Origin of the sequence: Kerstersia gyiorum (assembly GCF_048595715.1) — a bacterium.
Taxonomy (GTDB): domain Bacteria; phylum Pseudomonadota; class Gammaproteobacteria; order Burkholderiales; family Burkholderiaceae_B; genus Kerstersia; species Kerstersia gyiorum.
In genome coordinates this window covers 123497-149606 of the sequence record NZ_CP169556.1, presented here as the reverse complement: position 1 = coordinate 149606, position 26110 = coordinate 123497, and the positions used below count along the sequence as shown (strand labels likewise).

Annotated in this window: 23 protein-coding genes; 9 read left to right on the top strand and 14 right to left on the bottom strand. The window is 63.8% G+C overall.

The genetic code is table 11. From position 1 onward, the window contains the following. Positions 1-150: 150 nt before the first annotated feature. Together ACEW7X_RS00595 and ACEW7X_RS00590 are read right to left on the bottom strand one after the other, a co-directional pair. A complete protein-coding gene (locus tag ACEW7X_RS00595) occupies positions 151-1041 on the bottom strand; it encodes a ScpA family protein (RefSeq protein WP_308219088.1) in 891 nt (296 codons plus the stop codon). Positions 1042-1054: 13 nt separating this feature from the next. Next, positions 1055-1249: a DUF3460 family protein gene (locus ACEW7X_RS00590; protein ID WP_068372844.1), complete on the bottom strand. Its 195-nt coding sequence runs from the start codon at positions 1247-1249 to the stop codon at positions 1055-1057. Positions 1250-1461: 212 nt separating this feature from the next. Between ACEW7X_RS00590 and ACEW7X_RS00585 the strand changes: the two genes are divergently transcribed. Continuing rightward, the gene (locus tag ACEW7X_RS00585; RefSeq protein WP_068373005.1) at positions 1462-2901 is read left to right on the top strand and encodes a DHA2 family efflux MFS transporter permease subunit; all 1440 of its coding nucleotides are present in this window, start codon (positions 1462-1464) and stop codon (positions 2899-2901) included. A 57-nt stretch (positions 2902-2958) separates the two neighbouring features. Next, positions 2959-4464, top strand: coding sequence for a glycerol kinase GlpK (gene glpK / locus ACEW7X_RS00580; protein WP_130486288.1), 1506 nt, complete (start codon positions 2959-2961; stop codon positions 4462-4464). A gap of 19 nt (positions 4465-4483) precedes the next feature. Here glpK and ACEW7X_RS00575 read toward each other — a convergent pair whose 3' ends face one another. The 10 genes from ACEW7X_RS00575 to ACEW7X_RS00530 form a co-directional block, all read right to left on the bottom strand. Then, a complete protein-coding gene (locus ACEW7X_RS00575) occupies positions 4484-5032 on the bottom strand; it encodes a UbiX family flavin prenyltransferase (protein ID WP_068373007.1) in 549 nt (182 codons plus the stop codon). A 32-nt stretch (positions 5033-5064) separates the two neighbouring features. Continuing rightward, the gene (gene grxD, locus ACEW7X_RS00570; protein ID WP_068372854.1) at positions 5065-5391 is read right to left on the bottom strand and encodes a Grx4 family monothiol glutaredoxin; all 327 of its coding nucleotides are present in this window, start codon (positions 5389-5391) and stop codon (positions 5065-5067) included. 121 nt (positions 5392-5512) lie between these two features. Then, positions 5513-6367 carry a peptide chain release factor N(5)-glutamine methyltransferase gene (gene prmC / locus ACEW7X_RS00565; RefSeq protein WP_372726427.1) on the bottom strand — a complete coding sequence of 285 codons (855 nt, stop codon included), beginning with the start codon at positions 6365-6367 and terminating at the stop codon, positions 5513-5515. After that, entirely contained in the window at positions 6367-7449 is a 1083-nt protein-coding gene (gene prfA, locus ACEW7X_RS00560; protein WP_068372861.1) for a peptide chain release factor 1, read from the bottom strand. Before prfA ends, prmC begins: the two co-directional genes overlap by 1 nt. Before the next feature lie 74 nt (positions 7450-7523). Further along, positions 7524-8801, bottom strand: a complete 1278-nt coding sequence (gene hemA / locus ACEW7X_RS00555) for a glutamyl-tRNA reductase (RefSeq protein WP_257740266.1) — start codon at positions 8799-8801, stop codon at positions 7524-7526. Positions 8802-9219: 418 nt separating this feature from the next. Beyond that, the gene (locus ACEW7X_RS00550) at positions 9220-9957 is read right to left on the bottom strand and encodes an amino acid ABC transporter ATP-binding protein (protein WP_127772925.1); all 738 of its coding nucleotides are present in this window, start codon (positions 9955-9957) and stop codon (positions 9220-9222) included. 18 nt (positions 9958-9975) lie between these two features. Beyond that, positions 9976-10641: an amino acid ABC transporter permease gene (locus ACEW7X_RS00545; RefSeq protein WP_068372867.1), complete on the bottom strand. Its 666-nt coding sequence runs from the start codon at positions 10639-10641 to the stop codon at positions 9976-9978. A 2-nt stretch (positions 10642-10643) separates the two neighbouring features. Beyond that, positions 10644-11402, bottom strand: coding sequence for an amino acid ABC transporter permease (locus ACEW7X_RS00540; protein WP_068372870.1), 759 nt, complete (start codon positions 11400-11402; stop codon positions 10644-10646). Between the two features lie 151 nt (positions 11403-11553). Continuing rightward, on the bottom strand, positions 11554-12453 hold the full coding sequence (locus tag ACEW7X_RS00535) for an amino acid ABC transporter substrate-binding protein (RefSeq protein ID WP_130486290.1): 900 nt from the start codon (positions 12451-12453) through the stop codon (positions 11554-11556). A gap of 216 nt (positions 12454-12669) precedes the next feature. Beyond that, a complete protein-coding gene (locus ACEW7X_RS00530; protein WP_165389918.1) occupies positions 12670-13569 on the bottom strand; it encodes a transporter in 900 nt (299 codons plus the stop codon). Positions 13570-13896: 327 nt separating this feature from the next. On the opposite strand from ACEW7X_RS00530, the gene feaR reads away from it, so the two are divergent. From feaR to tynA, 3 genes are all read left to right on the top strand, one after another. Further along, the gene (gene feaR / locus ACEW7X_RS00525) at positions 13897-14841 is read left to right on the top strand and encodes a transcriptional regulator FeaR (RefSeq protein WP_130486292.1); all 945 of its coding nucleotides are present in this window, start codon (positions 13897-13899) and stop codon (positions 14839-14841) included. Between the two features lie 161 nt (positions 14842-15002). Beyond that, positions 15003-16487, top strand: a complete 1485-nt coding sequence (locus ACEW7X_RS00520) for an aldehyde dehydrogenase family protein (RefSeq protein WP_257740300.1) — start codon at positions 15003-15005, stop codon at positions 16485-16487. A gap of 193 nt (positions 16488-16680) precedes the next feature. After that, positions 16681-19005: a primary-amine oxidase gene (tynA, locus tag ACEW7X_RS00515; protein ID WP_068372890.1), complete on the top strand. Its 2325-nt coding sequence runs from the start codon at positions 16681-16683 to the stop codon at positions 19003-19005. A 198-nt stretch (positions 19006-19203) separates the two neighbouring features. Here the strand turns inward: tynA and ACEW7X_RS00510 are convergent, their stop codons facing one another. Further along, positions 19204-20091: a helix-turn-helix transcriptional regulator gene (locus ACEW7X_RS00510; protein WP_339138561.1), complete on the bottom strand. Its 888-nt coding sequence runs from the start codon at positions 20089-20091 to the stop codon at positions 19204-19206. 285 nt (positions 20092-20376) lie between these two features. On the opposite strand from ACEW7X_RS00510, the gene leuA reads away from it, so the two are divergent. After that, the gene (gene leuA / locus ACEW7X_RS00505) at positions 20377-22056 is read left to right on the top strand and encodes a 2-isopropylmalate synthase (protein WP_420177489.1); all 1680 of its coding nucleotides are present in this window, start codon (positions 20377-20379) and stop codon (positions 22054-22056) included. Between the two features lie 23 nt (positions 22057-22079). On the opposite strand, the gene ACEW7X_RS00500 is transcribed toward leuA, so the two are convergent. Then, a complete protein-coding gene (locus ACEW7X_RS00500) occupies positions 22080-23009 on the bottom strand; it encodes a LysR family transcriptional regulator (protein WP_167731822.1) in 930 nt (309 codons plus the stop codon). A 134-nt stretch (positions 23010-23143) separates the two neighbouring features. Between ACEW7X_RS00500 and ACEW7X_RS00495 the strand changes: the two genes are divergently transcribed. From ACEW7X_RS00495 to ACEW7X_RS00485, 3 genes are all read left to right on the top strand, one after another. Continuing rightward, positions 23144-24082 (top strand): tripartite tricarboxylate transporter substrate binding protein, encoded by a 939-nt coding sequence (locus ACEW7X_RS00495; protein ID WP_420177488.1) that lies wholly within the window; start codon positions 23144-23146, stop codon positions 24080-24082. Between the two features lie 133 nt (positions 24083-24215). After that, on the top strand, positions 24216-24602 hold the full coding sequence (locus ACEW7X_RS00490; RefSeq protein ID WP_420177487.1) for a hypothetical protein: 387 nt from the start codon (positions 24216-24218) through the stop codon (positions 24600-24602). Positions 24603-24617: 15 nt separating this feature from the next. Further along, on the top strand, positions 24618-26096 hold the full coding sequence (locus tag ACEW7X_RS00485; RefSeq protein WP_134837923.1) for a tripartite tricarboxylate transporter permease: 1479 nt from the start codon (positions 24618-24620) through the stop codon (positions 26094-26096). The last annotated feature ends 14 nt before the right edge of the window (positions 26097-26110 follow it).

Sequence of the window (26110 nt, the reverse complement as noted above, 5' to 3'; positions counted from 1 at the left end):
TACCGCCCCACTGCCCCCGGGAACTGTCAGTTCTGACAGGACGGATTCCCCCCATGCGGCAGCGCAAATGCCGCCGCCGGGCGCATCATGGGGAGACGCCAGGCAACGCTAGCTGGCAGGAATGACAGCGCCGACAGGCTCGACGTGCGTTCAGTAGCCGTCCTGCAGTTCGGCATCCGCCTGGGCGGGCGCGTAGGTCAGCCTGACGTAAATGGGCGCGTAGGGTTCCGCCTGGGTGATTTCCAGCAGCGATTCCCGCGCCAGCTCCAGCATGGCAAGAAAGTGCACGACGATGACGGCAGCCGGCTCGCCCATTTCGATACGTTCGACAAATAGCGCCGTGAACTCCATGAAACGGACGTCGCCCAGGCGCCGCAGGATATGCGTCATGTGCTCGCGCACCGACAGCTGCTCGCGCGTGATCTGGTGACTGGCATTGAGCTGCGCGCGCTTGAGGATATCGGCCCAGGCGGCACGCAGGTCTTCGACACTGACATCCGGCAAGGCCCGGGTCACGCTGATGTCGGGCCAGGCCTGGGCGCGCTGGAAATCCCGCCCCAGCACCGGCAGTTCGGTCAGTTCGCGCGCGGCCAGCTTCATGCGCTCGTACTCCAGCAGCCTGCGCACCAGTTCGGCCCGGGGGTCCTCGACTTCTTCGTCGGTATCCGCCTTGCGCACCGGCAGCAGCATGCGCGACTTGATTTCGATCAGCATGGCGGCCATGAGCAGGTACTCGGCCGCCAGTTCCAGATTCTGCGCCCGTATCTGCTCGATATAAGACAGATACTGGCGCGTGACTTCCGCCATCGGAATGTCCAGCACGTTGAAATTCTGCTTGCGTATCAGGTACAGCAGCAGATCCAGCGGCCCTTCGAAAGCTTCCAGGAACACTTCCAGGGCTTCCGGCGGAATATAGAGGTCCTGGGGAATGGCAAACAGCGGTTCACCGTAGAGCCGGGCCAGCGCCACGTGATCGACGACCTCGGGCGTGGAATCCTGCGATGGATTCATCAGCGCATCGAGCTCTTGCGGCTCCGCCATCGACATCGCCAGGTCAGTCGTTCTGGTAAACGTACGGACGCTGGGGAACGCGGGCCGCACGCAGGCGCTCCTGCAACTCCAGGTCCTGGGGCTTGTCCCACAGGCGGGCACGGCCTTCCAGCTGACGCTCTTCCACGCCCGGATGCTTGTCGCGGTATTGGTGGAGGAACTGGGTGATTTCAGACTCGTAACAGGTTGGCTTGCTCATAGAGGTTCCAGCTTCGGGCAATTCAAGAAAAATCGGCAAACATAGCCATGCAGCCTGCCAGAATACCCCAAGGCATCCAGGCAGGCGCCGCGCGACCATCGACGCGGCGGGAAACCCTGCTGCCTGCCCGCTGAAGCGGCAATATTTCCCTATCCCCTGATTCTACCAATCGCCACCACACTTCCCAATACTGCCCCCTTACAATGTCGTCCATGCCGCCATCAGACCCAGAACGCCTCTCTCGCAGCCCGGACAGCCTGCAAGCCAGGATGATCCCCTATATCGTGGGGTGCGCGCTTTTCATGCAGATGCTGGACGCCACCGTCGTCGCGATCGCCTTGCCGGCCATGGCCAAGGCCTTCGACACCACGGCGGTGCGGATGAACATCCTCATCACCACCTATCTGCTGACCGTGGCCGTGTTCGTGCCCATCAGCGGCTGGGCGGCCGACCGCTTCGGCGCCAAGCGCGTCTTCCAGAGCGCCATCCTGCTGTTCACGCTCAGCTCCACCGCCTGTGCACTCGCTCCGACGATGTCATGGCTGATTACCGCGCGCGCCTTCCAGGGGCTGGCGGGCGCCATGATGGTGCCCGTGGGCCGGGTCATCCTGCTGCGTACGGTACCCAAATCGCGCCTGGTGAATGCAATGTCGCTGCTTTCCATGCCAGCGCTCATCGGCCCGGTCATCGGCCCGCTGCTGGGGGGCATGCTGGTCACCTACGCGTCCTGGCACTGGATTTTCCTGATCAACATTCCCATCGGCATTCTGGGCCTGGTGCTGGTGCATCATTTCATCCGCGAATCCGGCACACTGGACCGCACGCCACTGGACCTGCCCGGTTTCCTGCTGAGCGCCATCTGCCTGGCTTCGCTGGTCAGCGCCTTTGATGCGCTGGGCCACGGCAGCCTGAGCCCGCTCCAGCTCCTGCTGCTGGTCGGCGTGGGCGTGGCCTGCGGCCTGCTCTACATGCTGCACGCCCGGCACGCGGCGCACCCCATCATCGACCTGCGCCTGATGCGCCTGCCCTCTTTCCGCATCGCGACGCTCGGAGGCAACCTCTGCCGCTTTGCGGTGGGAGGCTCGCCGTTCCTGCTGGTCCTGCTGCTGCAGGTCGGCTTCGGCCGCACCGCCATGGAAGCCGGCATGGTCACTTTTGCCGGCGCCGCCGGCGCGCTGCTGATGAAGCTGGTGGCTACGCCACTCATCAAGCGTTACGGCTTTCGCCGCGTGCTGTCGGTCAATGCCCTGCTGACCGGCCTGTTCATCGTGGCCTGCGCGGCCTTCACCGCCAGCACGCCGTCCTGGGTGATGATCGCCATCCTGCTGCTGGGCGGCTTTTTCCGCTCGCTGCAGTTCACCGGCGTCAATTCGCTGACCTATGCCGAAGTCGGGCATGCCGACATGAGCCGCGCCAGCAGTTTCGCCGCCATGGCGCAGCAACTGGGCATCAGCCTGGGCGTGGGGGTTGCCGCCGCCACCATCAACGTGTCCATGCGCCTGCGCGGCGACACGAACCTGGCGCAGCCCGATATCATGGCCGGATTCATCGCCATCGGCCTGTTGTGCGTCGCCTCCGCGCTCTCTTTCCGCCGCCTGCCCGCCGATGCCGGCGCCCAGCTGGAAAAACGCAACGAGAAGCGCAAAGGATAGGCACCGTCCACCGCGCCAGCGCATGGGTTCGCGCGACGCCCTGCCAGGAGAACGACCATGCATGCCTCCCATATCCTCGCCCTGGACCAGGGCACGACCAGTTCCCGCGCCATCGTCTTCGATGCCGATGGCAGGGTCTGCGGCCTGGGGCAACAGGAAATCCGGCAGTTCTACCCGCATTCGGGGTGGGTCGAGCACGACCCCATGGAAATCTGGCGCAGCCAGCTGGCGACCGCCAGGACTGCCTTGCGCAACGCCAGCCTGAGCGCTGCCGACATTGCCGCGATCGGCATTACCAACCAGCGCGAAACCACCGTCCTGTGGGAACGCGCTACCGGCCGCCCAGTCAGCCGAGCCATCGTCTGGCAGGACCGCCGCGCGGCCGCCATCTGTGAGCGCCTGCGCGCCGACGGACACGAAACATTCCTGCGCCAGCGCACCGGCCTGCCGCTAGATGCCTATTTTTCAGGCGTCAAGCTGGCATGGATGCTGGAAAATATCCCCGGTGCACGCGCCGCCGCCGAACGGGGCGAACTGGCCTTCGGCACGATCGACTGCTGGCTGACCTGGCAACTGACCGGTGGCGCGCTGCATCGCACCGACCCCAGCAATGCATCGCGCACCATGATGTTCGACCTGCAAACGCAGGACTGGAGCGATGAACTACTGGCCTGCCTGGACATTCCGCGCAGCCTGTTGCCGGAAATCCTGCCCAGCAGCGCACTGGCCGGCCAGGCACGGGCCGAGCATTTTGGCGGCGCCATCCCGCTGGGCGGCATCGCCGGCGACCAGCAGGCGGCCACCTTCGGCCAGGCCTGCCTGCAGCCGGGCATGGCCAAGAATACCTATGGCACCGGCTGCTTCATGCTGATGAACGTCGGCACCGCCCCCAGACTATCGACGCAACGGCTGATTTCCACCGTCGGCTGGACGCTCGCCGATGGCCGTACCAGCCACATGCTGGAAGGCAGCGTGTTTGTTGCCGGCGCCGCCGTGCAGTGGCTGCGCGACGGCCTCGGCCTGTTCAGCCAGGCCGGCGACATCGAGGCGCTAGCCGCCAGCGTCGCGGATTGTGGCGACACCTATCTGGTACCGGCCTTCACCGGCCTGGGCGCACCGTACTGGGACCCCTACGCGCGTGGCACCATGGTCGGCCTGACGCGCGCAACGACCCGCGCCCACATTGCCCGGGCGGCACTGGAAGCCATCGCCCTGCAAAGCGCCGATGTCTTCGATGCCATGCACCTGGACAGCGGCGTCGCGCTGACGGAATTGCGCGTCGATGGCGGCGCGGCGCGCAACGACCTGCTGATGCAGATGCAGGCGAATTTCCTGGGCATCCCGGTCGTGCGGCCGCGCGAACTGGAATCCACGGCGCTGGGCGCGGCTGCGCTGGCCGCGCTGGCTTGCGGGCTGTGGCAGGATGAACAAGAGGTCGCAGCCCGCTGGCACGCGGAAAAGTGCTTCGAGCCGCGCTGGAGCGCAGACCAACGGCTCGCCAAGCTCCAGCGCTGGCGCCAGGCCATTGCCATCAGCCGCCAGTGGCAGGCCGACGCAGGCTGACGCCGCCCGGCCTGTCAGCTCAGGATTCCCGCGAACCCTGCCATTGCGGGCCGCCGACGTCGATGCCGAACATTTCCAGCATGCGCGCCACGGTGTGATCCACCATTTCCTCGATGGAAGCCGGGCGGTGGTAGAAGGCCGGCAACGGCGGGAAGACAATGCCGCCCATTTCCGTCACGGCGGTCATGTTGCGCAGATGCGCCAGATTGAAGGGCGTTTCACGCACCATCAGCAGCAACCGGCGGCGCTCCTTGAGCGTGACGTCGGCCGCGCGTGTGATGAGATTATCTGAAAGACCGTGCGCGATCGCTGCCAGCGACCGCATCGAGCACGGCGCCACAATCATGCCGGCCGTATCGAAGGCGCCGCTGGCCAGCGTCGCGCCGACGTCGCGGATGTTGTAGGACACGTCGGCCATGGCCTGCAGCTCGCTGCGCCCGATATCCAACTCATGCTTGAGGTTCAGCACACCGCTGGCGGAAATGACGAGATGGGTTTCGACATCAGGCACCTCGCGCAGCATTTGCAGCAAGCGCACGGTGTACAGGGCGCCGGTCGCGCCCGTCATGCCTATGACCAAGCGGCGGCGCCCCGGGCGGCTCACTGCGTGGCCCCTGCCTCGTCGAGCAGCGTCTTGAGCTCACCACTGGCATGCATTTCGCCCATGATGTCGGAGCCGCCGATGAACTCGCCCGCAACGTACAGCTGCGGAATCGTCGGCCAATTGGAGTATTCCTTGATGCCCTGGCGCACTTCGGCATCTTCCAGGACATTGACCGTGACCAGCTTCTTGACGCCACAGGCCTTCAGGATCTGGATGGCTTTGCCGGAAAAGCCGCATTGCGGAAATTGCGCGGTTCCCTTCATGAACAGCACCACGGGATGACCCGTGACGGTTTCGCGGATAAAAGATTGGACGTCGCTCATATCAGGCTCGCTAAAAAGTGCCCCTGTGCCACGCTTCCGGCAGTACATCTGCCTTGACGCAGCATAGTGGTAGGCCAGGGCGGCATTGCCTCGTACCGCACGGCGTGAAAAAAACAGGAAATTATAGGTAACCACCAGAAATACGGTCTATTCCCGCAAGATCAGCATGGCTATTCACCTGCCGGAATCCTGCCTCGGACAGTATTTCCCGTACCGCAACTGCCTGGTCCCAACCATGTTCCAGCCACAGCGTTCCGCCCGGATTCAACCATGCCGGCGCGCCTGCTGCAATGCTGCGGATATCCGCCAGGCCATCGGCCCCGTCTGTCAGCGCCATGCGCGGCTCGTAACGGACATCGCCCTGGTCCAGATGCGGATCTGCCGCCGCCACATAAGGCGGGTTGGATACTATCAGATCGTACCGCGCTTCTTGCTGCAACGCAGCAAACCAATCGCCCGCCACAAATTCCACCGTTGCGCCCAGGCGTCGGGCATTTTCCCGCGCCACCGCCAGCGCCTCCGCGCTGGCATCGCTGGCCGTCACATGCGCCTGCGGCGCAGCCAGCGCCAGCGACACGGCGATGGCGCCGCTGCCCGTCCCCATGTCCAGCACGCGCGCGCCCGGCCCCAGGCGTGCCAGTTCGCGCAAGCCCTGCTCGACCAGCACTTCCGTATCCGACCGTGGAATCAGCACCGCCGGCGTCACGTGGAATTCGTGCCCCATGAACTCACGCATCCCGAGCAGATAGGCCATGGGCTCGCCCTCGCGCCGGCGGCGTGCCAGCGTCTCGAAACGGCTGGCCACCCCGGCGGGCAGCGGGTCGCTATCATGCGCCACCAGCCAGGCATGCGGACGCCCCAGCAGCTCGGACAGCAACATGCGGCTCTCCAGCCGCGGCAGGCCGCAAGCCGCCATGGCCTCGCGAATGCTGCATGCGCCGGCAGGCACGGCCTGCCCGCCTGGGCTGGTTGCCATCACAGGTCCTCGCCCAGCGCCGCCAGCTGTTCGGCCTGGTGCTCGGCCAACAAGGCGCCAGTGAGTTCGTCCAGGTCCCCTTCCATGATGGCTGACAGCTTGTAGAGGGTCAGGTTGATGCGGTGATCCGTCATGCGACCCTGCGGGAAGTTGTAGGTGCGAATGCGCTCGGAACGATCCCCCGAGCCCACCAGGCTTTTGCGCTGCGCGGCTTCCTTGGACTGGCGTTCGCGCTGTTCCTTGTCTTTCAGGCGCGCGGCCAGCACCTGCATCGCCTTGTCGCGGTTGCGGTGCTGTGAACGGTCGTCCTGGCATTCCACCACCAGGCCGGTCGGCAGGTGGGTAATGCGCACGGCGGAATCCGTCTTGTTGATGTGCTGGCCGCCCGCGCCGCTGGCGCGGAAGGTATCTATGCGCAGATCAGACGGCTGGATCACGATTTCGCCGGCCTCGTCGGCTTCCGGCATGACAGCCACCGTGCAGGCCGAGGTATGGACGCGGCCCTGGGTTTCCGTCACCGGCACGCGCTGCACCCGATGCGCGCCCGACTCGAACTTCAGGCGCCCATAAACGCCTTCGCCTTCGATCCTGGCGATAACTTCCTTGTAACCGCCCAGTTCGGACTCGCTGGCGGATACCAACGAGGTACGCCAGCCGCGCGACTCCGCATAGCGCAGGTACATACGCAGCAGATCGGCTGAAAACAGGGCGCTTTCGTCACCGCCGGTCCCGGCGCGGATTTCCAGGTAGACACTGCGGCCATCGTCCGGGTCGCGCGGCAGCAGAAGCACTTGCAGTTCACCTTCCAGCGTTTCCATGCGCTCGCGGCATTCCTGGATTTCCTGCTGGGCCAGGGCCTTCATTTCCGGGTCGGACAAAAGCTCCTGCGCCGACAGGCGGCCCTGCTCAGCCTCGACGTATGCATTGAAGGCTGTCGTTACCGGCTCCAGCTCGGCGCGCTCCTGCGAAAGCTTGCGGAACTGGTCACGATCACTGGCAATATCCGGCTGCGCCAGCAAGGCGTCGATTTCGGTCAGGCGGCGGGACAATTGTTCCAGCCGTGCACGCATGGATGCTTTCATAAAAACCAGGAAAAAACGGGATCGGGCCGGATACGCAGTGTATCCGGCAATCGGCAATGGCGATGAGGGCGCCGCTAACGGCGGCGGTCGCGGGCGGAAGGGAAGAGGCGCGGCAGCCAGTGCATGAGCTGCTCGCGTTCGTCCTGCGGACTTTGATTGAGCGCGGCCATGGGGCCGTGCAGATACTTCTGGGTCAGGCCATGGGCCAGCTGCTCAAGCACGGCTTCCGGCGCTTCACCCCGGGCCAGGGCCCGGCGGGCGCGTTCCAGCTCCTGCTGGCGCAAGACATCGGCAGCATCGTGCAGGTCGCGGATGGCCGGCACCACCGCGCGCGAAGAGAGCCAGTGCATGAAGTTGTGCACCCGCGCGTCGATGATGGCCTCGGCCTGCAGGACTGCGGCACGGCGGGCATCGCTGGCATGCTGCACCAGACGCCCCAGGTCATCGACGGAATACAGATAGACGTCGTCCAGGCGCCCCACTTCCTGCTCGATATCGCGCGGCACGGCCAGGTCAACCATCACCATCGGGCGATGGCGGCGCATGCGCACCGCGCGCTCGACCATGCCCAGCCCCAGCAGGGGCAGGGAGCTGGCCGTACAGGACACCACCACATCGAATTCCGCCAGGCGGTTGGACAGCTCGGAGAGCTTCATGGTCGATGCGGCAAAGCGCCCGGCCAGGTGTTCGGCGCGTTCCAGCGTGCGATTGGCGACCATCATGCCGGCCGGTTGGCGCGCCGCGAAATGCGTGGCGCACAATTCGATCATTTCGCCGGCGCCGATAAACAGCATGCGCGTCTTGGACAGATCGCCGAAGACACGTTCCGCCAGGCGCACGGCGGCGGCCGCCATGGACACGGAATGCGCACCGATTTCCGTCTGCGTGCGCACTTCCTTGGCCACAGCGAAGGTACGCTGGAACAACTGGTTGAGCGTCACGCCCAGGCCGCCGACTTCGCCCGCAGCACGCACCGCGCTCTTGATCTGGCCCAGGATCTGCGGTTCGCCCAGCACCATGGAATCCAGGCCGCTGGCGACCCGGAAAGCATGGCGCACGGCGGCATCGCCATCGTGGCGGTACAGATAAGGATAGAGTTCGTTCGGATCCAGCTGCTGGTAGCTGGCCAGCCAGGCAGGCAACTCGGCCGCCGCGCCGCGCTCAGCGGCACAGTAGATCTCGGTGCGATTACAGGTAGACAGAATGGCGGCCTCGCGCACGCCCTTGCCGAACGCACTGCGCAGACAGGCGATCGCCGGCCGGATGATTTCTTCCGACAGCGACACACGCTCGCGCACCGCCAGCGGTGCCGTGCTGTGATTCAAACCGAGTGCGAGGACTTCGACGGACATGGTCAGTGCAGTGCGCAAGACCTGCTGATAAGCCTCCCGGTGCTGCCAGGAGAGTGAATATCATTCGCAAGCCATTGAGTTATATAACCTTTCCCTGCGATTATAGCGCACTTATCCACAAGCGGTTGCGCATCATGCCGCTGCCGCACCGCACATGCTCCCCCGGGATTCAGGCCCTGCTGCCTGCCTCTGGCGTTCAAGCACGGCTGGCGCGGTTTCCGGTATGGATACAGCGCACCTGCGCAGAAACAACACCCGGCGGCCCACACGGCACAGTCGGGTCGCCCCCCAGGCCACCATACAGTGCCGGACAGCGACAGATCTCAGAGTCAAGAGACGACGGAACCGGTGAACGGCGTAGACGGCAACAGGCCCGGCAGCATTGCTGCCGGGCCTGTTGCAAAGCGCCGGACCTGCCTCAATGCGCCAGGATCTTGTGCAGGAAATCCTTGGTCCGCGGCTGACGCGCATCAGGGTTGCCGAAGAATTCGTCGGTGGGGCAGTCTTCCAGTATCTTGCCGCCCACGTCCATAAAGATCACCCGGCTGCTGACCTTGCGCGCGAATCCCATTTCGTGGGTGACGCACATCATGGTCATGCCGTCATGCGCCAGGCCGACCATGACATCCAGCACCTCTCCCACCATTTCCGGGTCCAGCGCGGAGGTCGGCTCGTCGAACAGCATGACGATAGGGTCCATGCTCAAGGCGCGGGCGATCGCCACGCGTTGTTGCTGGCCACCGGAAAGCTGGCCGGGGTATTTGTCCTTGTGCGCCAGCAGGCCAACCCGGTCCAGGTATTTCAGGCCATGCTTGTGGGCTTCGTCCTTGCTGCGGCCCAGCACCTTCATCTGCGCCACCGTCAGGTTTTCCGTTACCGACAGATGGGGAAACAGCTCGAAATGCTGGAACACCATGCCCACCCGGCTGCGCAGCTTGGGCAAGTTGGTCTTGCGGTCGTGCACCGGAACGCCATCGACCCAGATTTCGCCCTGCTGGAATGGTTCCAGCGCGTTGATGGTCTTGATCAAGGTGGATTTGCCCGAGCCCGACGGCCCTGCCACCACCACGACTTCCCCTTTTTCTATCTTCGTTGAGCAATCGGTCAGCACCTGGACTTCGCCATACCATTTCGAGACATTCTTCATTTCAATCATCTTGTGCTTCCCTTCTGACTAACGAATGATGGCGATCTTGCGATGCAGTTGCTTGACGATCCAAGACAGCGCATAGCAGATGATGAAGTAGGCCACGGCCGCTGCAATGTAGGCTTCTATGGGGCGGCCGAAGTTCTTGCCGGCCGTTTCGAAACCCTTGAGCATGTCATAGGCGCCGATGGCATACACCAGCGAAGTGTCCTGGAACAGGATGATGGTCTGCGTCAGCAGCACCGGCAACATGTTGCGCAGGGCCTGCGGCAGCACCACGATGCGGATGTTCTGGCCGTAGGTCATGCCCAGCGCCTGGCCGGCATGGACCTGCCCCCGGGAAATGGCCTGGATGCCAGCACGCATGATTTCGCTGAAATAGGCCGCCTCGAATGCCACGAAAGTCACTACGGCCGAGGTGCCCGCCCCCACCGGGAAGCCGACGATGAGCGGCACCAGCAGGAAGAACCACAGGATGACCATGACCAGCGGAATGCTGCGCATGCCATTGACGTAGATGGCCGCCGGCAGCACCAGCCAGCGCTTGCCCGAGAGCCGCATCAAGGCCAGCACCGTACCCAGCGCGATACCGCCCAGCGTTGCCACGACCGTCAGCCAGACGCTGAAGTAGAAGCCTTTGAGGACGTAATCACTGATCAGCGTCCAGTTATAGAAACCGAAGTCGAGACTCATGCTCAGTGCCCTCCCGTGTTGCCGCCGCTGGCGATGAAGCCCGGGATGGCCAGGCGCGTCTCGATGAAGGTCATGACGCGGTTGATGGCAAAAGCCGTGATGATGTAGAGCAGGGTCACGCCCAGATAGATCTCGACACCGCGCGAGGTTTCTTCCTGCGCCTGCATGGCGAACATGGTCAGTTCGGCAATCGACACTGCGAATGCCACCGACGAGTTCTTCACGATGTTCATGGACTCGCTGGTGAGCGGCGGAATGATGATGCGAAACGCCATCGGCAACAGCACGTAGCGGTAGGACTGGAAGGTCGTGAAACCCAGCGCCAGGCCGGCATAGCGCTGCCCGCGCGGCAGCGACTGGATGCCGGCGCGCACCTGCTCGGCGATACGCGCCGAGGTGAAAACGCCCAGCGCACAGACCACCAGCACGAAGCCGGAGACATTGCGCATGACGGGAAACAACGTAGGCACCACGTGGTACCAGAGGAAAATCTGCACCAGCAAGGGGATATTGCGGAACAGTTCGACCCAGGCGTTGCCCAGCCGGGCCCAGACGCGGCTGTTGGGCAGCGTACGTATCGTTCCCACCAGAAAGCCCAGCACCAGCGCCAATACCAGCGCCGACAGCGACACCGAAATCGTCCAGCCCCAGGCAGAAAGCATCCAATCCAGGTAGGTGACATCACCCCCCGAGCCAAAACAACCCTCGACCACCCGCTGGTCCAGGTTGTCCTGGCAGAAAACCTGCCAATCCCAACTCATACCGTCCCCTTTGCAACCTTGGTCGCCCGACACCGTGGCAATTGCCAGGCACGAGCGTGGGAAATTACAGCAAAAAGGCGCCCCTCAGTCCTGCTGCAGGGGCGCCTGTATTTCAAAAAGATCAACATGCACTACTACGCAACTGCGGGGCTTACTCGATCACGTAGTCTTCCATGGGCTTGTCGTTCGGGTTCTCCCAAGCCTTCTTGGTCGCGTCGGACAGCGGCAGGCCAACCACAGCGCCCGCAGGCGGCGTGGGCTGCAGGAACCATTTGTCCCACAGTCCGGCCAGCGTACCGTCGCTGATCTGGCGCTCGATGCTCTTGTTGATCGCCGCCTTGAAGTTGTCGTCGTCCTTGCGCAGCATGCAGGCGATCGGCTCGACCGACAGCACTTCGCCGACGATCTTGTAATCCGCCGGGTTGCGCGACTTGGAGATGTTGGCCGCCAGGATGGAGCCGTCCATCACGAACACGTCGGCACGGCCGGTTTCCAGCAGCAGGAAACTGTCGGCGTGGTCCTTGCCCATCACTTCCTTGAAGTTGATGCCTTCGGCGCGCTTGTTGCGGCGCAGTGTCTGCACCGACGTGGTACCGGTGGTCACGGCGACGTTCTTGCCGTTGAGATCAGCCACCGAGTTGATGCCGGAGTCGGCCTTAGTCGCCATGCGGACTTCTTCCACGTAGGTGGTGTGGGCGAAATCCACGTCCTTCTGGCGGGCGCGGTTATTGGTGGTGGAGCCGCACTCGAAATCGACGCTGCCGTTCTGGATCAGCGGAATGCGGTTCTGGGAGGTAATGGGCTGGTACTTGATCTCGATCTTCTCGAGGCCGAGATCCTTGCGCAGATCCTCGATGATGTTCTCGGCCATTTCCGTGTGGAAGCCGACGTACTTGCCATTGCCCAGGGTATAGCCCAGGCCGGAAGACTCGCGCACGCCCAGTGTCACGGCGCCGCTGTCGCGGATCTTGGCGAGCGTGTCGTTCGCCTGAGCCATGGCACTGCCTGCTGCCAGCGCGAGGATCGCTGCGGCCAGAATATGCTTCTTCATACCATCTCCTTGAAACAAAACTGCATCAACTGACGGATATAGACATATGTTTACAGCCATACCCATTCTAGCAACATTGTTAAGGCAAACCGGCAATATTGCCCACCCAGGAAACTACTAAGACGCCGCTTTTCTCACAATTCTTATCAATCGCCGTGCCTGCCCCAGCGCCAGGCACCGGCAAACCGCCGCTCCTGGCGCCCGCAGGCGCAGGCTTCAGAACACAAACACCGTACGTGCCTGCAACGCCCTCACCGGGCTGCCATTGCGCACATGCACGTCATCAGCATACTGCAGCTGCAGCTGGAAGTTGTCAGTAAATTGATGCGCCCAGGTCAGCATCAGGTTGGTATCGTTCTTGGAACCCAGCACCTTTTCACCGTAAAGCGTTTCACGCGAACCCCAGCTCTGGCGCACGCTGAAGGCCAGCCGGGTCTGTTCCGACCAGTGGTAGCTCAGGTGGGCGAAAGCGCGTGCCATGGGGCGGCGATGCACATCGGTGGCATCATCGTGGGTATAGGCCTCGACCTGGCCGATGAGGTCCAGCGACCAGCGGCCGCCCAGTGGCGTCAGGTAGGCAGCTTCGAGGTCCAGCGCGTAGCGATCCTCGCTGATGGCGAAACCGTCCTTGCGGTGCGAACCCGTCGGCAAGGTCAGATATGCCGCCCAGGCTGCGTAGCGGCCGGCCTCATTGTCTTCCAGCATCCAGTAGGTCGTGCCCAGCTGCAGGTTGCCCAGCCCGCTCTCGCGATAGTCCATGGAGCGGATGCGCTGGCGCGCATAGGGCAGGATGATCTCGAAATCCATGGTCTTCCCGCCCACATCCACATAATGCATCAGGCGCGCCACGCCGATGTCCAGCCGCAGGCCCAGGCCGTCTTCGACCTTGTGGCCATTTTCATAGACCTTGTCCGACTTCAGATGCTGGGCATAGACGGCGAATACCGTTGCACCGGCTGGTGCCGGCACGTAATCGCCGGGGTCGGGCGTGCCGGCAGCCTGGGCTGCGCCTGCCAGCAGGCAGACTGCCGGCACGGCCAGCAAGGCACCCGCCAGACGCTGGCTGAAGGCGCGGGACAGGCAATGATGGACAGGCGAAGTATTGCGTTCAGTCATGATGCGGTGCTCCATGTTTTCGTTGTTGTGAAGAGCGCCAGATAATCGGCGGCGCGCACCTATTCATTAACCTCTAATTTTCTTTTTTCGGTATAGAACGAACGTGCCAGATTCATGTTCCGGCGTGACAAGCCAGCGCTGGTGCCAGCCGATGCCAGGGTTAACCCGGACGCCTTTATTGGGTAAACCCTAAATGAATCGCCAGACGCTTCGTGCTTTGATTGCAGCATCCCTTACGCCGCCTCGCCTACGCGGTGGGCCGCGGCCCCGTCAACGCTTCCCACGCTTTCAGACGCTCCGCCACCGCAAGAAAAGGTTTGGACAGGCATGCCTTCTGTCAGACACTCCGCTCCCGACCGGGCATTCGACGCCTGGATTTCCGCCATCAACCAGACGTGCGGACGCTTCCGTGCGGACGTTCAATCCGGCGATTTTTCCGGCGGCCTGAAAGCCTATGAAAGCAGCGCCGTGCGCGCCAGCATGGTGGAAGCCAGCGATGGCACGCATCTATACCGCACCCCCGAAGAAGTCCAGGAAGACGACAGCAGCAAGTTTTTCGCCGTACTGCAATTGCGCGGCCGCTGCGGCATTGCGCAAAGCGATACGGAAACCGTGCTGTCCCCGGGCGACATTACGCTGGTCGATGCCGCGCATCCCTTCAGCGTGAAGTACATCGCCGCCTCGCGCCAGGTGTCGCTGATCCTGCCGCGCCTGGCCATCGAGCGCAATCTGCGTGCCATACGCGTGCATTGCGCCCAGCGCGTCCCTGCATCGACTTCAGCGGCAGGCCTGGCACGCCACCTGATTCTGGCCACGCTGCGCCAGACCAGTTCGGGTCTGAGCCGCACCGAAGGGGAGGCGGCGCTTGATGCCGTCGTGCACCTGCTGCGGCCTGCCATCGGCAATACCGAAAGCCCGCGCCAGGGTGGCAACGACCGGCTGCAACGCGCCCTGGACTTCATCGACGACCATATTGACGCCGAGGAACTCACACCGGAAAGCATCGCGCAATGCATAGGCATTTCCGTGCGCGGCCTGTACCGCCTGTTCGCCACGCAGGGACTGGTGGTGGCGCAGTACATACGCAACCGACGCCTGGACCTATGCGCTGAAACCCTGCGCAGCATGAACTGCCCGCAAAAGCTTGCCGCGGTTGGCTATACCTGGGGTTTCTCCGATTCCAGCCATTTTTCCACTGCCTTCAAGGCGCGCTTTGGCATCTCGCCGGGCGAATACCGGCGCCAGCATACCGGCAACGTCCTCGCCGACTGATCGCCATCCCCCCGAACCACCGCCCCACCTCCCCACGCTGGCAGCCTGACACATAAACTAGGCAGGCACAGCAAATCCCGCACGCGCCATTGTTCCTAATATCAGTCCCATAGCACCGGCCCGAGCCCGTGTGCAGAATAAATTTCATGGAGACAAAGATCATGGCGCAAGTCGAACTGCTGGCTGCCGTACAGGCATTCCTGGCCCGCCCGCACGGCAGCTTTATCGAAGGCAAGGCCATCGCGGCCAGCCGTACCCTGCCGGTCTACAACCCCGCAAACGGCGAAACCATCGCTACAGCCGGCGACAGCGATGCAGACACCGTGGACCAGGCCGTGCGCAGCGCCCATACCGCCTTGCGCGATGGCCGCTGGAGCGGCCTACGTCCGGCAGACCGCGAACGCATCCTGCTGGCCTTCACCGCGCTGGTCGAGGCCCATGCTGAAGAACTGGCGCAGATCGAAACCATCAACCAGGGCAAATCCATCAACCTGTCACGTGCGCTGGATACCGGCGCCACGACGGAATTCATGCGCTACATGGCCGGCTGGGCCACCAAACTGCATGGCGAATCGCTGGACCTGTCCATCGCCATGCCGCCGGGCACACGTTATACCGGCTACACCCGCCGCGAACCGGTTGGTGTCGTGGCCGGCATCGTGCCCTGGAACTTCCCCCTGATGATTACCGCCTGGAAAGTCATGCCCGCGCTGGCCGCAGGTTGCAGCGTCGTCATCAAGCCATCCCCGGAAACCCCGCTGTCGGCGCTGCGCCTGGCGGAACTGGCGCTGGAAGCGGGCGTGCCGCCGGGCGTCTTCAACGTCGTGACCGGCGCGGGCGCGACCGGCCAGGCGCTGGTGTCGCATCCGCTCATCGCCAAGGTTTCCTTCACCGGCTCGACCCAGACCGGCAAGCTGGTCGGCCATGCTGCCGTGGAACACATGGCACGCTTCACGCTGGAACTGGGCGGCAAGAACCCCATGATGGTGTTCGGCGATGCCGACATCGGCAAGGCCGTGCAAGGCGTCATGCTGGGTGGCCTGCTGAACCAGGGCCAGGTCTGCGCTGCCGCCTCGCGCATCTATGTGCACAAATCGCGCCATGATGAATTCGTCAACGCACTGTCGGCCGCCGTGTCCACCCTCACCCTGGGGCCCGGCCTGGACCCCGGCGCGCAAGTCAACCCGGTGGTATCGCGCCGCCAGCAGCAAGCCATCGAAGGCTATATCGAATCTGCCCGTCAGGAAGGCGCCAAGCTGGCCGCTGGCGGCAAACCTGTGGAAGCGCCTGGCTTCTTCGTGCAGCCCACCATCCTGTCCGGCGTGTCGCAGGACATGAAGGTCGCCCGCGAGGAAATCTTCGGACCGGTGCTGTCCGTCCTGACCTTCGACACCGATGAAGAAGCCGTGCAACTGGCCAACGACAGCCACTACGGCCTGGGCGCCAGCCTCTGGACCAGCGACATCAGCCGCGCCATGAACCTGATCCCGCGCATCGAGGCCGGTACGGTCTGGGTCAATACCCACGTGCTGCTGGATCCGAGCATGCCCTTCGGCGGCTACAAGCAATCCGGCATCGGCCGCGAGTTCGGACGCCATGCCGTTGAAGGCTGCACCGAAATCAAGTCCGTCTGCATCGCGCACTGAAGCCGTCTCACCGTGCTGCCGTCTCCCGCCATGACCGGGATGCAGCAGCACCGTCCTGGCGTCCGGGGTTCCCGGGCGCCAGGACGGCGAAATGCCCGCCGCAGAGCCGGTGTTCGCCGCAGCCTTGCCCGCTGGCCCCGCCCGGGGCCGGTACGCTGTTGATTCATAAAAAGAGAAAACGAGAGGAACGACCATGACTACAACGAACAAGCCGCCGCGGCAGGCCTCCACTTTTCGGCGCAGCGTGCTGGCGCTGGCACTGAGTTCCGCCGCGCTGCTGGCGCCCGCCGGCCAGGCGCTGGCCCACGGCGCACCGGCCAAGATGGTGCCGCTGGAGCAAACGCTCAAGGATTTCGGCGCCACCGTGCGCTGGGACAACTATGCCGGTGTCTACGACATCCAGCGCAACAGCACCATGGTGCGCGCCAAGCCCGGTTCACACACCATCCTCGTCAACGGCACGCCGCTGGAACTGAGCGTCCCCGTGACGATCAAGAATGGCCAGGCCATGGTCTCCGAAGAATTCATCAATGACGTTTTCCAGTCCGGCCTGGACAAAACGTTCATCATCGAGGAAACGCCCAGCCCGCTCAATCCGCTGACCGCCGATGAAATCAACACGGCCGTGGAAGTGCTCAAGGCCAGCGGCCACCTCAAGCCCGGCATGCGCTTTACCGAGATCACGCTGAAAACGCCACCCAAGGATCAGGTCTGGGATTTCGTACTGGAAGGCAAGCCCGTCAGCTACAACCGCCATGCGGCCTTCACCATCCTCGATGGCAAGACACTGTATGAAGGCACGGTGGATTACGTGCTGAAGGAAGTGCACGGCTGGAAGGAAGTCGAAGGTGCGCACGGCATGGTGCTGCTGGACGATTTTGCAACCGTGCAGAAGGCCATCGAGAACAGCCCCGAATACGCGGCAGCGCTGGCCAAGCGCGGCATCAACGACGTTTCCAAGGCCATTGCCACGCCGCTGACGGTGGGTTACTTCGATGGCAAGGACCAGCTCAAGCAGGAAGACCGCCTGCTGAAGGTCGTCAGCTACCTGGACGTCGGCGACGGCAACTACTGGGCCCACCCCATCGAGAACCTGGTAGCCGTGGTCGACCTGGAAAAGAAGGCCGTGATCAAGCTGGAAGACGAAGGCGTCATTCCCATCCCCATGACGGCCCGTTCCTATGACGGCCGCGACCGTACCAACCGCCCGCCCGTCAAACCGCTGGAAATCCTGGAACCCGAAGGCAAGAACTACTCCATCGCGGGCAATACGCTGCGCTGGCAGAACTGGGAATTCCACTTCCGCCTGGATTCGCGCGTCGGCCTGATGCTCTCCACCGTGACCTACAACGATAAGGGCACCAAGCGCAAAGTGATGTATGAAGGTTCTCTGGGCGGCATGATCGTGCCCTACGGCGACCCGGACGTGGGCTGGTACTTCAAGGCCTACCTGGATTCCGGCGAGTACGGCATGGGCACGCTGACCTCGCCCATCGAACGCGGCAAGGACGTGCCACAGAACGCCGTGCTCCTCGACGCCACGCTGGCCGACTACACCGGCGAACCAACCGTCGTCCCCAACGCCATTGCCGTGTTCGAACGCTATGCGGGCCCGGAATACAAGCACCAGGAAATGGGCCAGCCCAACGTCAGCACCGAGCGCCGCGAACTGGTAGTGCGCTGGATCAGCACCGTCGGCAACTACGACTACATCTTCGACTGGGTGTTCTCGCAGAACGGCACCATCGGCATCAACGCCGGCGCCACCGGCATCGAGGCCGTCAAGGGCGTGCAGGCACGCACCATGCAGGACCCGACCGCCAAGGAAGATACCCGCTATGGCACGCTGATCGACCACAACATCGTCGGCACCACGCACCAGCACATCTACAACTTCCGCCTCGACATGGATGTGGACGGCGAAAACAATACGCTGACCGAAATCGACCCGGTCGTCGCCCCCAATACCCGTGGCGGCCCGCGCACCAGCACGATGCAGACCGAAACCCGCACCGTCACCAGCGAGCAGCAGGCTGCGCAGAAGTTCGACCCCGGCACGATCCGCCTGCTGAGCAACACCAACAAGCTCAACCGCATGGGCAATCCGGTTTCCTACCAGCTCATCCCCTATGCCGGCGGCACCCACCCGGTGGCCAAGGGCGCGAACTTCGGCGCCGACGAATGGATCTACAACCGCCTGCACTTCATGGACAAGCAACTGTGGGTCACCAAGTACAAGCCCGAGGAATTCTTCCCCGAAGGCAAGTACCCCAACCGCTCCGACAAGGACACCGGCCTGGGCCAGTTCACCGCAGATGACGAGAACATCGTCAATACCGACAACGTCGTATGGCTGACAACCGGCACCACGCACGTCGCACGCGCCGAGGAATGGCCCATCATGCCGACCGAGTGGGTCAACGTGCTGCTCAAGCCTTGGAACTTCTTCGATGAAACCCCGACGCTGGACCTGCTGGCACCGGCCCCCGCAAAGGAAGACAAGCCACACCGCCATTGAGGCACACCGCCCTATCGCCCGTCGCGTGCGTGACACGTAACGGGCTCCCTCATCCCCCTCCAGGGATATCTCCGTGAACTTGGCCCCCGCAGCTGGATTCTCCGGCCCAGGGGGCATTTTTTTGCCGCCGGGCCGCCCCAAGAAAAAACGCCCCCGCTGAACTGAGTCCCAGAACAACGCCACCACGATATGGCACGCTCACGCGGCGCGCAGCATCTCGCGGAAACGTGCCGGTGCCACGCCGAAGGTCTGCCTGAACGCCAGGGTAAAGGCGCTCTGGCTTTCATAGCCCACCTGGAGCGCCACCTGCAGGATGGGCATCTCCTGCAACAGGGCGTCCAGTGCCGCCAGCATGCGCGCCTGCTGACGCCAGCGCCCAAAGCCCAGGCCGGCGCTCTTGAGAAAATGGCGCTGAAAAGTCTTGCTGCTCATGGCCAGCACCTGCGCCCAATCCCCGGCATCACGGCCATCGGAGGGGTCCGCCAGCACGGCTTCGCAGACCGCCGCCATGCGCGCGTCTTCCGGCCATGGCAGGTGGAATGGCAACTCCCGCTGGCCGCGCAATTCTTCCAACAGCAACTCCGCCAGCAGGCGGCCCCGCCGCTGCGCACAGAGATCCCGTCCCAGCAAGGCCGCCTGCGCGATCAACTCACGCAACAACGGCGACACATGCAGCACGCCATCCTGCTCCGGCAGGCCATGCGCCGCCCCTGCCGGCACGAAGACGCTGCGCACCTTGGCCTGGCCCTGCATGGACAGCCGATGACGAATACCTGGCCGCAACCATACCGCCGTTGTCGGCGGCACGATCCAGCGGCCCGTGACCGCCTGCACCACCATCACGCCCTGCACCGCATACAACAACTGGCAACACTCGTGTGCGTGCCAGGAGGTGGCATACCCAGCCGGGTAATCCATCGCCACGCCAGTCATCAAGACCGCACCGGGCCCGAGCTGCGCCCGCCCCGTCTCCAGGCAGGGGTCCGGCTGAGGCTCGCTGAAAGTCAGGCCGGCAGCGCTTGCCCGCAGCGCGCCTGTCAGCCTGGAAAGGGGTTCAGCAGGCAGTGACGCATTGTCCTTTTTCATATATGAATTGTCTTTTTGGATAAAGAAAGACAGCCTGACCGAGCATACACTGTCCTGCAATGAGCTGCTATGCCCTGGCGCACCGGCAGCATCGCCATCAACGGAAAAACCATGTCTGGCTTTATGTCGCTACCCCTGCCGCTGCTAGCCCTGACCCTGCGTCGGGGTCTGAGCACGCCTGCGTGCGCCCAGACCTGCACTGATTCCCCCTGACCCCGACCGCGCCGCAGCTTGGCCCAGCCAAGCAAGGGGAATCAGTCCAGCCAGAATTTCCGGAGACTCCTCATGCTGCAGCACCCTCATACCAAGTACCAGGCTTTCCCCCCGATCAACCTGCCCAACCGGCAGTGGCCATCGCGTGTCATCACGCAAGCGCCCGTCTGGCTCTCCACGGATCTGCGCGACGGCAACCAGGCGCTGTTCGAACCCATGAACCGGCAGCGCAAGCTGCGCCTGTTCCAGGAGCTGGTGCGCCTGGGCTTCAAGGAAATCGAAGTCGGCTTCCCGGCTGCCTCGCAAACCGACTACGACATCGTGCGCAGCCTCATCGACGAGCAGCAGATTCCCGCCGATGTCACCCCCATGGTCATGACGCAACTGCGCGAAGACCTGATCCGCCGCACCGTGGACAGCGTACGCGGCGCGCCGCGCGTGATCGTGCATTTCTACAACGCCATCGCCCCGGCATGGCGCGAGCTGGTGTTCGGCTTGAGCGTGCCCGAAATCATCGCCATGGTGGAAAAGCACATCGCGCTCTTGAAGAGCCTGACTGCTCAGCACCCGGAAACCGAATGGGTGTTGCAGTACTCTCCGGAAACTTTCTGCATGGCTGAGCTGGACGTATCGCTGGCCGTCTGCAACGCCGCCATTGCTGCCTGGGACGCGGGCCGCGACCGGCCCATGATCATCAACCTGCCCACCACCGTGGAAGTCTCCACACCCAATGTCTTTGCCGACCAGATCGAATGGATGGACCGACGCCTGCACCGGCGCGAACACATCGTGCTGTCGGTGCACCCGCACAATGACCGCGGCACCGGCGTGGCCTGCGCGGAACAGGCGCTGCTGGCGGGCGCCCAGCGCGTGGAAGGCTGCCTGTTCGGCAATGGCGAACGCAGCGGCAACGTGGATATCGTCACGCTGGCGCTCAACCTCTACACACAGGGCGTCCACCCCGGCCTGGATTTCTCCGATATCGCCGCCGTCGCCCGCGTCGCGGAGGAATGCACGTCGCTGCCCATCCATCCACGCCATCCCTATGCCGGCGACCTCGTGTTCACCGCCTTCTCGGGGTCGCACCAGGATGCCATCGCCAAAGGCTTTGCGGCCCAGCAGCCTGGCAGCATCTGGCGCGTCCCCTACCTGCCGATAGACCCCAAGGACCTGGGACGCACCTACGACAGCATCGTGCGCGTCAACAGCCAATCCGGCAAGGGCGGCATTGCCTACCTGCTGGAACGCGACCACGGCATTGCCATGCCGCGCCGCATGCAGGTGGAATTCAGCGCCATCGTGCAACGCCATGCCGATAGCAGCGAAACGGAGATCAGCAGCGAAGCGATCTGGGACCTGTTCCGCCAGACCTATCTCATGCCGTGGCAGCCTGGCCGCCACCGCTACCAGTCACATTCCCTGGTCGATGTCGCCGAGGGTCATCAGATCCGGTTGCGCCTGGTGCCGCCCGGCGACGATACCCAGGCCAATGAAATCATCGGCCAGGGCAACGGCCCCATCGCTGCGGCCGTCAACGCGCTGAACGCCGGACTGCGCGTCGACGCCTACGAACAGCGCAGCCTGGGCTCAGGTGCCCAGGCGCAATCGGTCGCGATCATCGAAATGGCGCATCCCGCAGTGACTGGCAGCCGCTTCGGGGTCGGCATCCATGAAAACATTGCCACGGCCTGCGTTCTCGCCGTCATCAGCGCCTACAACCGGCTGGCACAGGAACAGCCGGCCGCAATCTGAAGCGCCTTGCCCACCGCCCTGCACTACAGCAGGGTAGTGGCAAACTGCCGGAACCGGCTGCCTTCCGGGCTGTCGCGCAGGAAACTGCGCAATTCGGCCTGGAAGGCCTGCAAGGCCAGCGGCTGGTAGCGCTCCACATTGCGCACCGCCGATACGACTTCTTCCACCCAGTGTCCATTGAGCGTCAAGGGCACCACATCCTTGTGGTGCCACTGGCTGACCGCGCTGGACGACACCACTGCCACCCCCATGCCGGAACGCGCCAGCGCCCAGAGCGTCTGCGTGCTTGCACTCTCGGTAATGCGGTTCAGGCGCAGACCGGCATCCTCGCAGGCCTGGTCGAACATACTGCGCGTCATGAAGCCGCGCCGCAAAGACAGGATGGGGCCATCGCCCAGCTGCGTCAGATCCAGTTCTTGCGCTCCTTCTGCTGCGTGCCCAGGCGGCAGGACGGCGTACAACCTGGCCTTGAACAGGTCCAGGCGCTCGAATTTCTGCTCGTGCGGCGCCCAGGCGATGGCGGCATGCACCGTGCCACTTTCCACATAATCCAGCAGACGTTCATTGGGCCCTTCAACCAGGTGGATTTCTATGCCGCTGTGATTACGGCGCAGCGCGCGCAGCACGGGCGCCAGCAGCGCCTCGATGGTCTGCGGCGTCGCCCCCAGGCTGAGATAACCTGCCTCGCCATTGTGCAGGCGGTGAATGCGGTCGGACAGCCCATTGGCTTGCTGCAACAGCTGGCTCATCTTCGGTAGCAGGTCCTCTCCTTCGGCCGTCAGCGCCAGGCGCTTGCCGATGCGCTCGAACAGCCGCACACCCAGGTCTTCTTCCAACCCCTGGATCTGGCGTGACAAGGCCGACTGGCTGATATGCATGGCCGTCGCCGCACGCGACACGCTCAGGCGTTCCGCCACGGCGATGAACAACTGCACGGTACGCAAATTCAACATGGCGCCAGCCCCTTGCTTATGCACGAAATGCATAAATTAACACGTTGAATTTGCATTGGACTCCGGGTTGGCGCCTACCTATAGTGACCAGGCATGCCGCACACATAACAGCAGTTTTCCACCCGGAGAGAGACATGAAAAAAGCCGTGCTTGCATCTTTTGCCACCCTTGTCCTGCTTGCCCATGGCGCCGCGCGCGCCGACTGGCCCGAAAAACCCATCATTGTCACCGTCGGCTTCGGCGCCGGCGGCACGACCGACATCGTGGCACGTGCGGTGGCAGAAGTCGTCAGCCGCGAACTTGGCCAGCCGCTGGTCATCGAAAACAAGCCTGGCGCCGGCGGCGCGGTTGCCGCCACGGCACTGTCGCGCCAGAAGCCCGACGGTTACAACCTGGTCGCCACTACCTCCACCACCATCACCCTGGATCCGCTGATTGCCAAACTGGGCTATAGCGCCGACGATTTCTCTTATGTGGCCGCAATCGGCCAGTTCCCCGAGGCGTACATCGCCCTGCCCGGCAAAGGCTGGACAACCATCAAGGATGCCACTGACGCCGCACGCTCGGCAGGCCAATTGACGGTCGCGTCCAATACCGCACTCGACAAGATGCTGACGCGCTATATCGCCAAACAGGACGGCGTCAACCTGAAGCCGGTACCGACCCGCAGCGGTGCGGAAGTCGTCACGCAAGTCATGGGCGGCCACCTGGATCTGGGCTATAGCTCCGGCGCCTATTACCCGCAGGCGGAAAACGGCGATGTCGTCGTCCTGGCCGCCCTGGCGGATGAACGCATCAGCGGCCTGCCGGACGTCCCTACGCTCAAGGAACAGGGCTATGACGTTTCCAGCGTCAATCTGGTGATGTTTGTCGCGCCCAAGGGGCTGCCCGCTGACATTCAGGCCAAACTCACCGCCGCCTTCGATGCGGCAGGCCGCAACCCGAATGTGCTGGCGCTGCTCAAACGCCGCAGCGTTGATCCGGTCGTGCTGAGCGGCGCGGCGCTGGAGCAAACTGTGGACGCGCATATTGCCGGTTACCGGCAACTGATAGATGCCACCAGCGGAGACTGAGCATGACCAGCGCGCAACACCCCCTTCCACACGACCTTCCTGACGCCGCCACGCACGCCACGCCGCCCACGCCTGCGGCGGGCGCCGAGGCTGACGCCCCCTGGAAACACGCCGCGCGGCGCCCGCCTGGGATATGGCGGCCCTGGCCGCCATATCCCTCTGGCTGGCCTTCGGCTTCATTCCGGCGCAAATTCCGGCTGCCGATGCGCTGGGGCTATCGCCCGCGCTGTTGCCCAAGGCGGCGGCCTTGGGCATGGCGGTGCTCTGCGCTGCCGGCTTTCTGCTGTCTCTGCGCCGCGATGCGCCGGCGCTGCTGCTGGCCCGCCTACCCTGGCGGCCAGTCACCAGCGTCATGGCGCTGTGCGTCGTCGGCGTGCTGATTGTCAGCTACGCCAGCCTGGCGGCCGGAGCGCTGTTCCTGATCCCGACCCTGATGCGCCTGCTGGGCGAGCGCCGCTGGCTGCATTGCCTGCTGCCTGCCCTGCTCATCGCCGCCCTGTTCCACTTCGTCGTGGCCTGAGGCATGGAGACCATCATGGATATGGCACTCAACGGCCTGACCGACGCCCTTTCCCCCTCCGTCATCCTGTTTGTTTTTCTCGGCATCCTGCTGGGCTACGCCGTCGGCGTGCTGCCCGGGCTGAACCGCCCCGCCGCCCTGGCGGTAGCTGTTCCGCTGAGCTATTACATGTCGCCGCTGGCGGCCGTCGCCTTCCTCATTGGCATCGCCAAGGCCAGCGGCGCGGGCGGCGCAACCACGGCAATACTGCTCAATACGCCGGGCGAACCCAGCTCCGCCCCCACCTGCCTGGACGGATATCCACTGACCAAGGCCGGCAAGGGTGAAAAAGCCCTGAAGGTCGCCCTGTACGGCTCGGTCATCGGCGACCTGGTCGGCACCCTGCTGCTGATCGCCATCGCCCTGCCGCTGGCACGCTTTGCGCTGCGTGTCGGCCCGGTCGAAATGACCGCCATCATGTTCCTGGCGCTGACTTTCATCGCCGCACTGGCCGGCACCTCGGCCATCCGCGGACTGATCGCCGGACTTTTCGGCATCCTGCTGGCCTGCGTCGGCATGGATGCGGAAACGGCCATGCCACGCATGACCTTCGACCACGTGGAACTGATGGACGGCGTTCCCCTGCTGGCCGTCACGGTAGGCATGCTGGCCATGACGGAAATGTTCATCCAGGCCGAACGCCTGCTGCTCTACGGCGAAGAGCGCAGCGAATTCACCGAACAGCCCAGCAAGCGCGACCGCGGGCTCAGCTGGCCCGAGTTCCGCCGCGTCCTGCCCACGATCATGCAATCCAGTGGCGTCGGCATTGTCGTGGGCATTATTCCCGGCCTGGGGCCGACCGTCGCTTCCTTCCTGGCCTATGGCCTGGCCAAGCGCACGGCCAAGCCCGACGACTGTTACGGCAAAGGGGAAATCAAGGGCGTGGCGGCTGCCGAAACCGCCGACAACGTGGTGACGCCCGCCAGCCTGGTGCCGCTCTTTGCGCTGGGCATTCCCGGCAGCGTGTCGGCAGCAGTGTTGATCGCCGCTTTCATGATCCACGGCGTCGTGCCCGGGCCGCGCATGTTCGAAGAGCATGGCCAGCTCATCTACGGCATTTACGGTTCGATGCTGGTCGCCAGCCTGCTCATGCTGCTGGTCGGCCGCCTGGGGCTGGTCGGCTTCGCCCAGCTCACACGTGTGCCGGTCCGCATCATCATTCCCATCGTCATCATGCTGTGCATGCTGGGTTCCTACCTGGAAACACGCTCCATGTTCTCGGTGCAGCTGATGTTCGGCTGCGGCGTCCTGGGCTACCTGATGCACCGCTTCGATTTCTCCCGCATCACCTTCCTGATCGGCTTTGTCGTGGGACCGCTGTTTGAACTGTCGCTGCGCCAGAGCCTGATCATCACCAATGGCGACCCACAGGCGCTGCTGCAGCACCCGGTGGCCCTGGGCATCGTCGTGGTATCGCTGATCGCACTGGTGTCCTTCCTGCGCAAGCCTTCCTGAAACCCTCCTTCAAC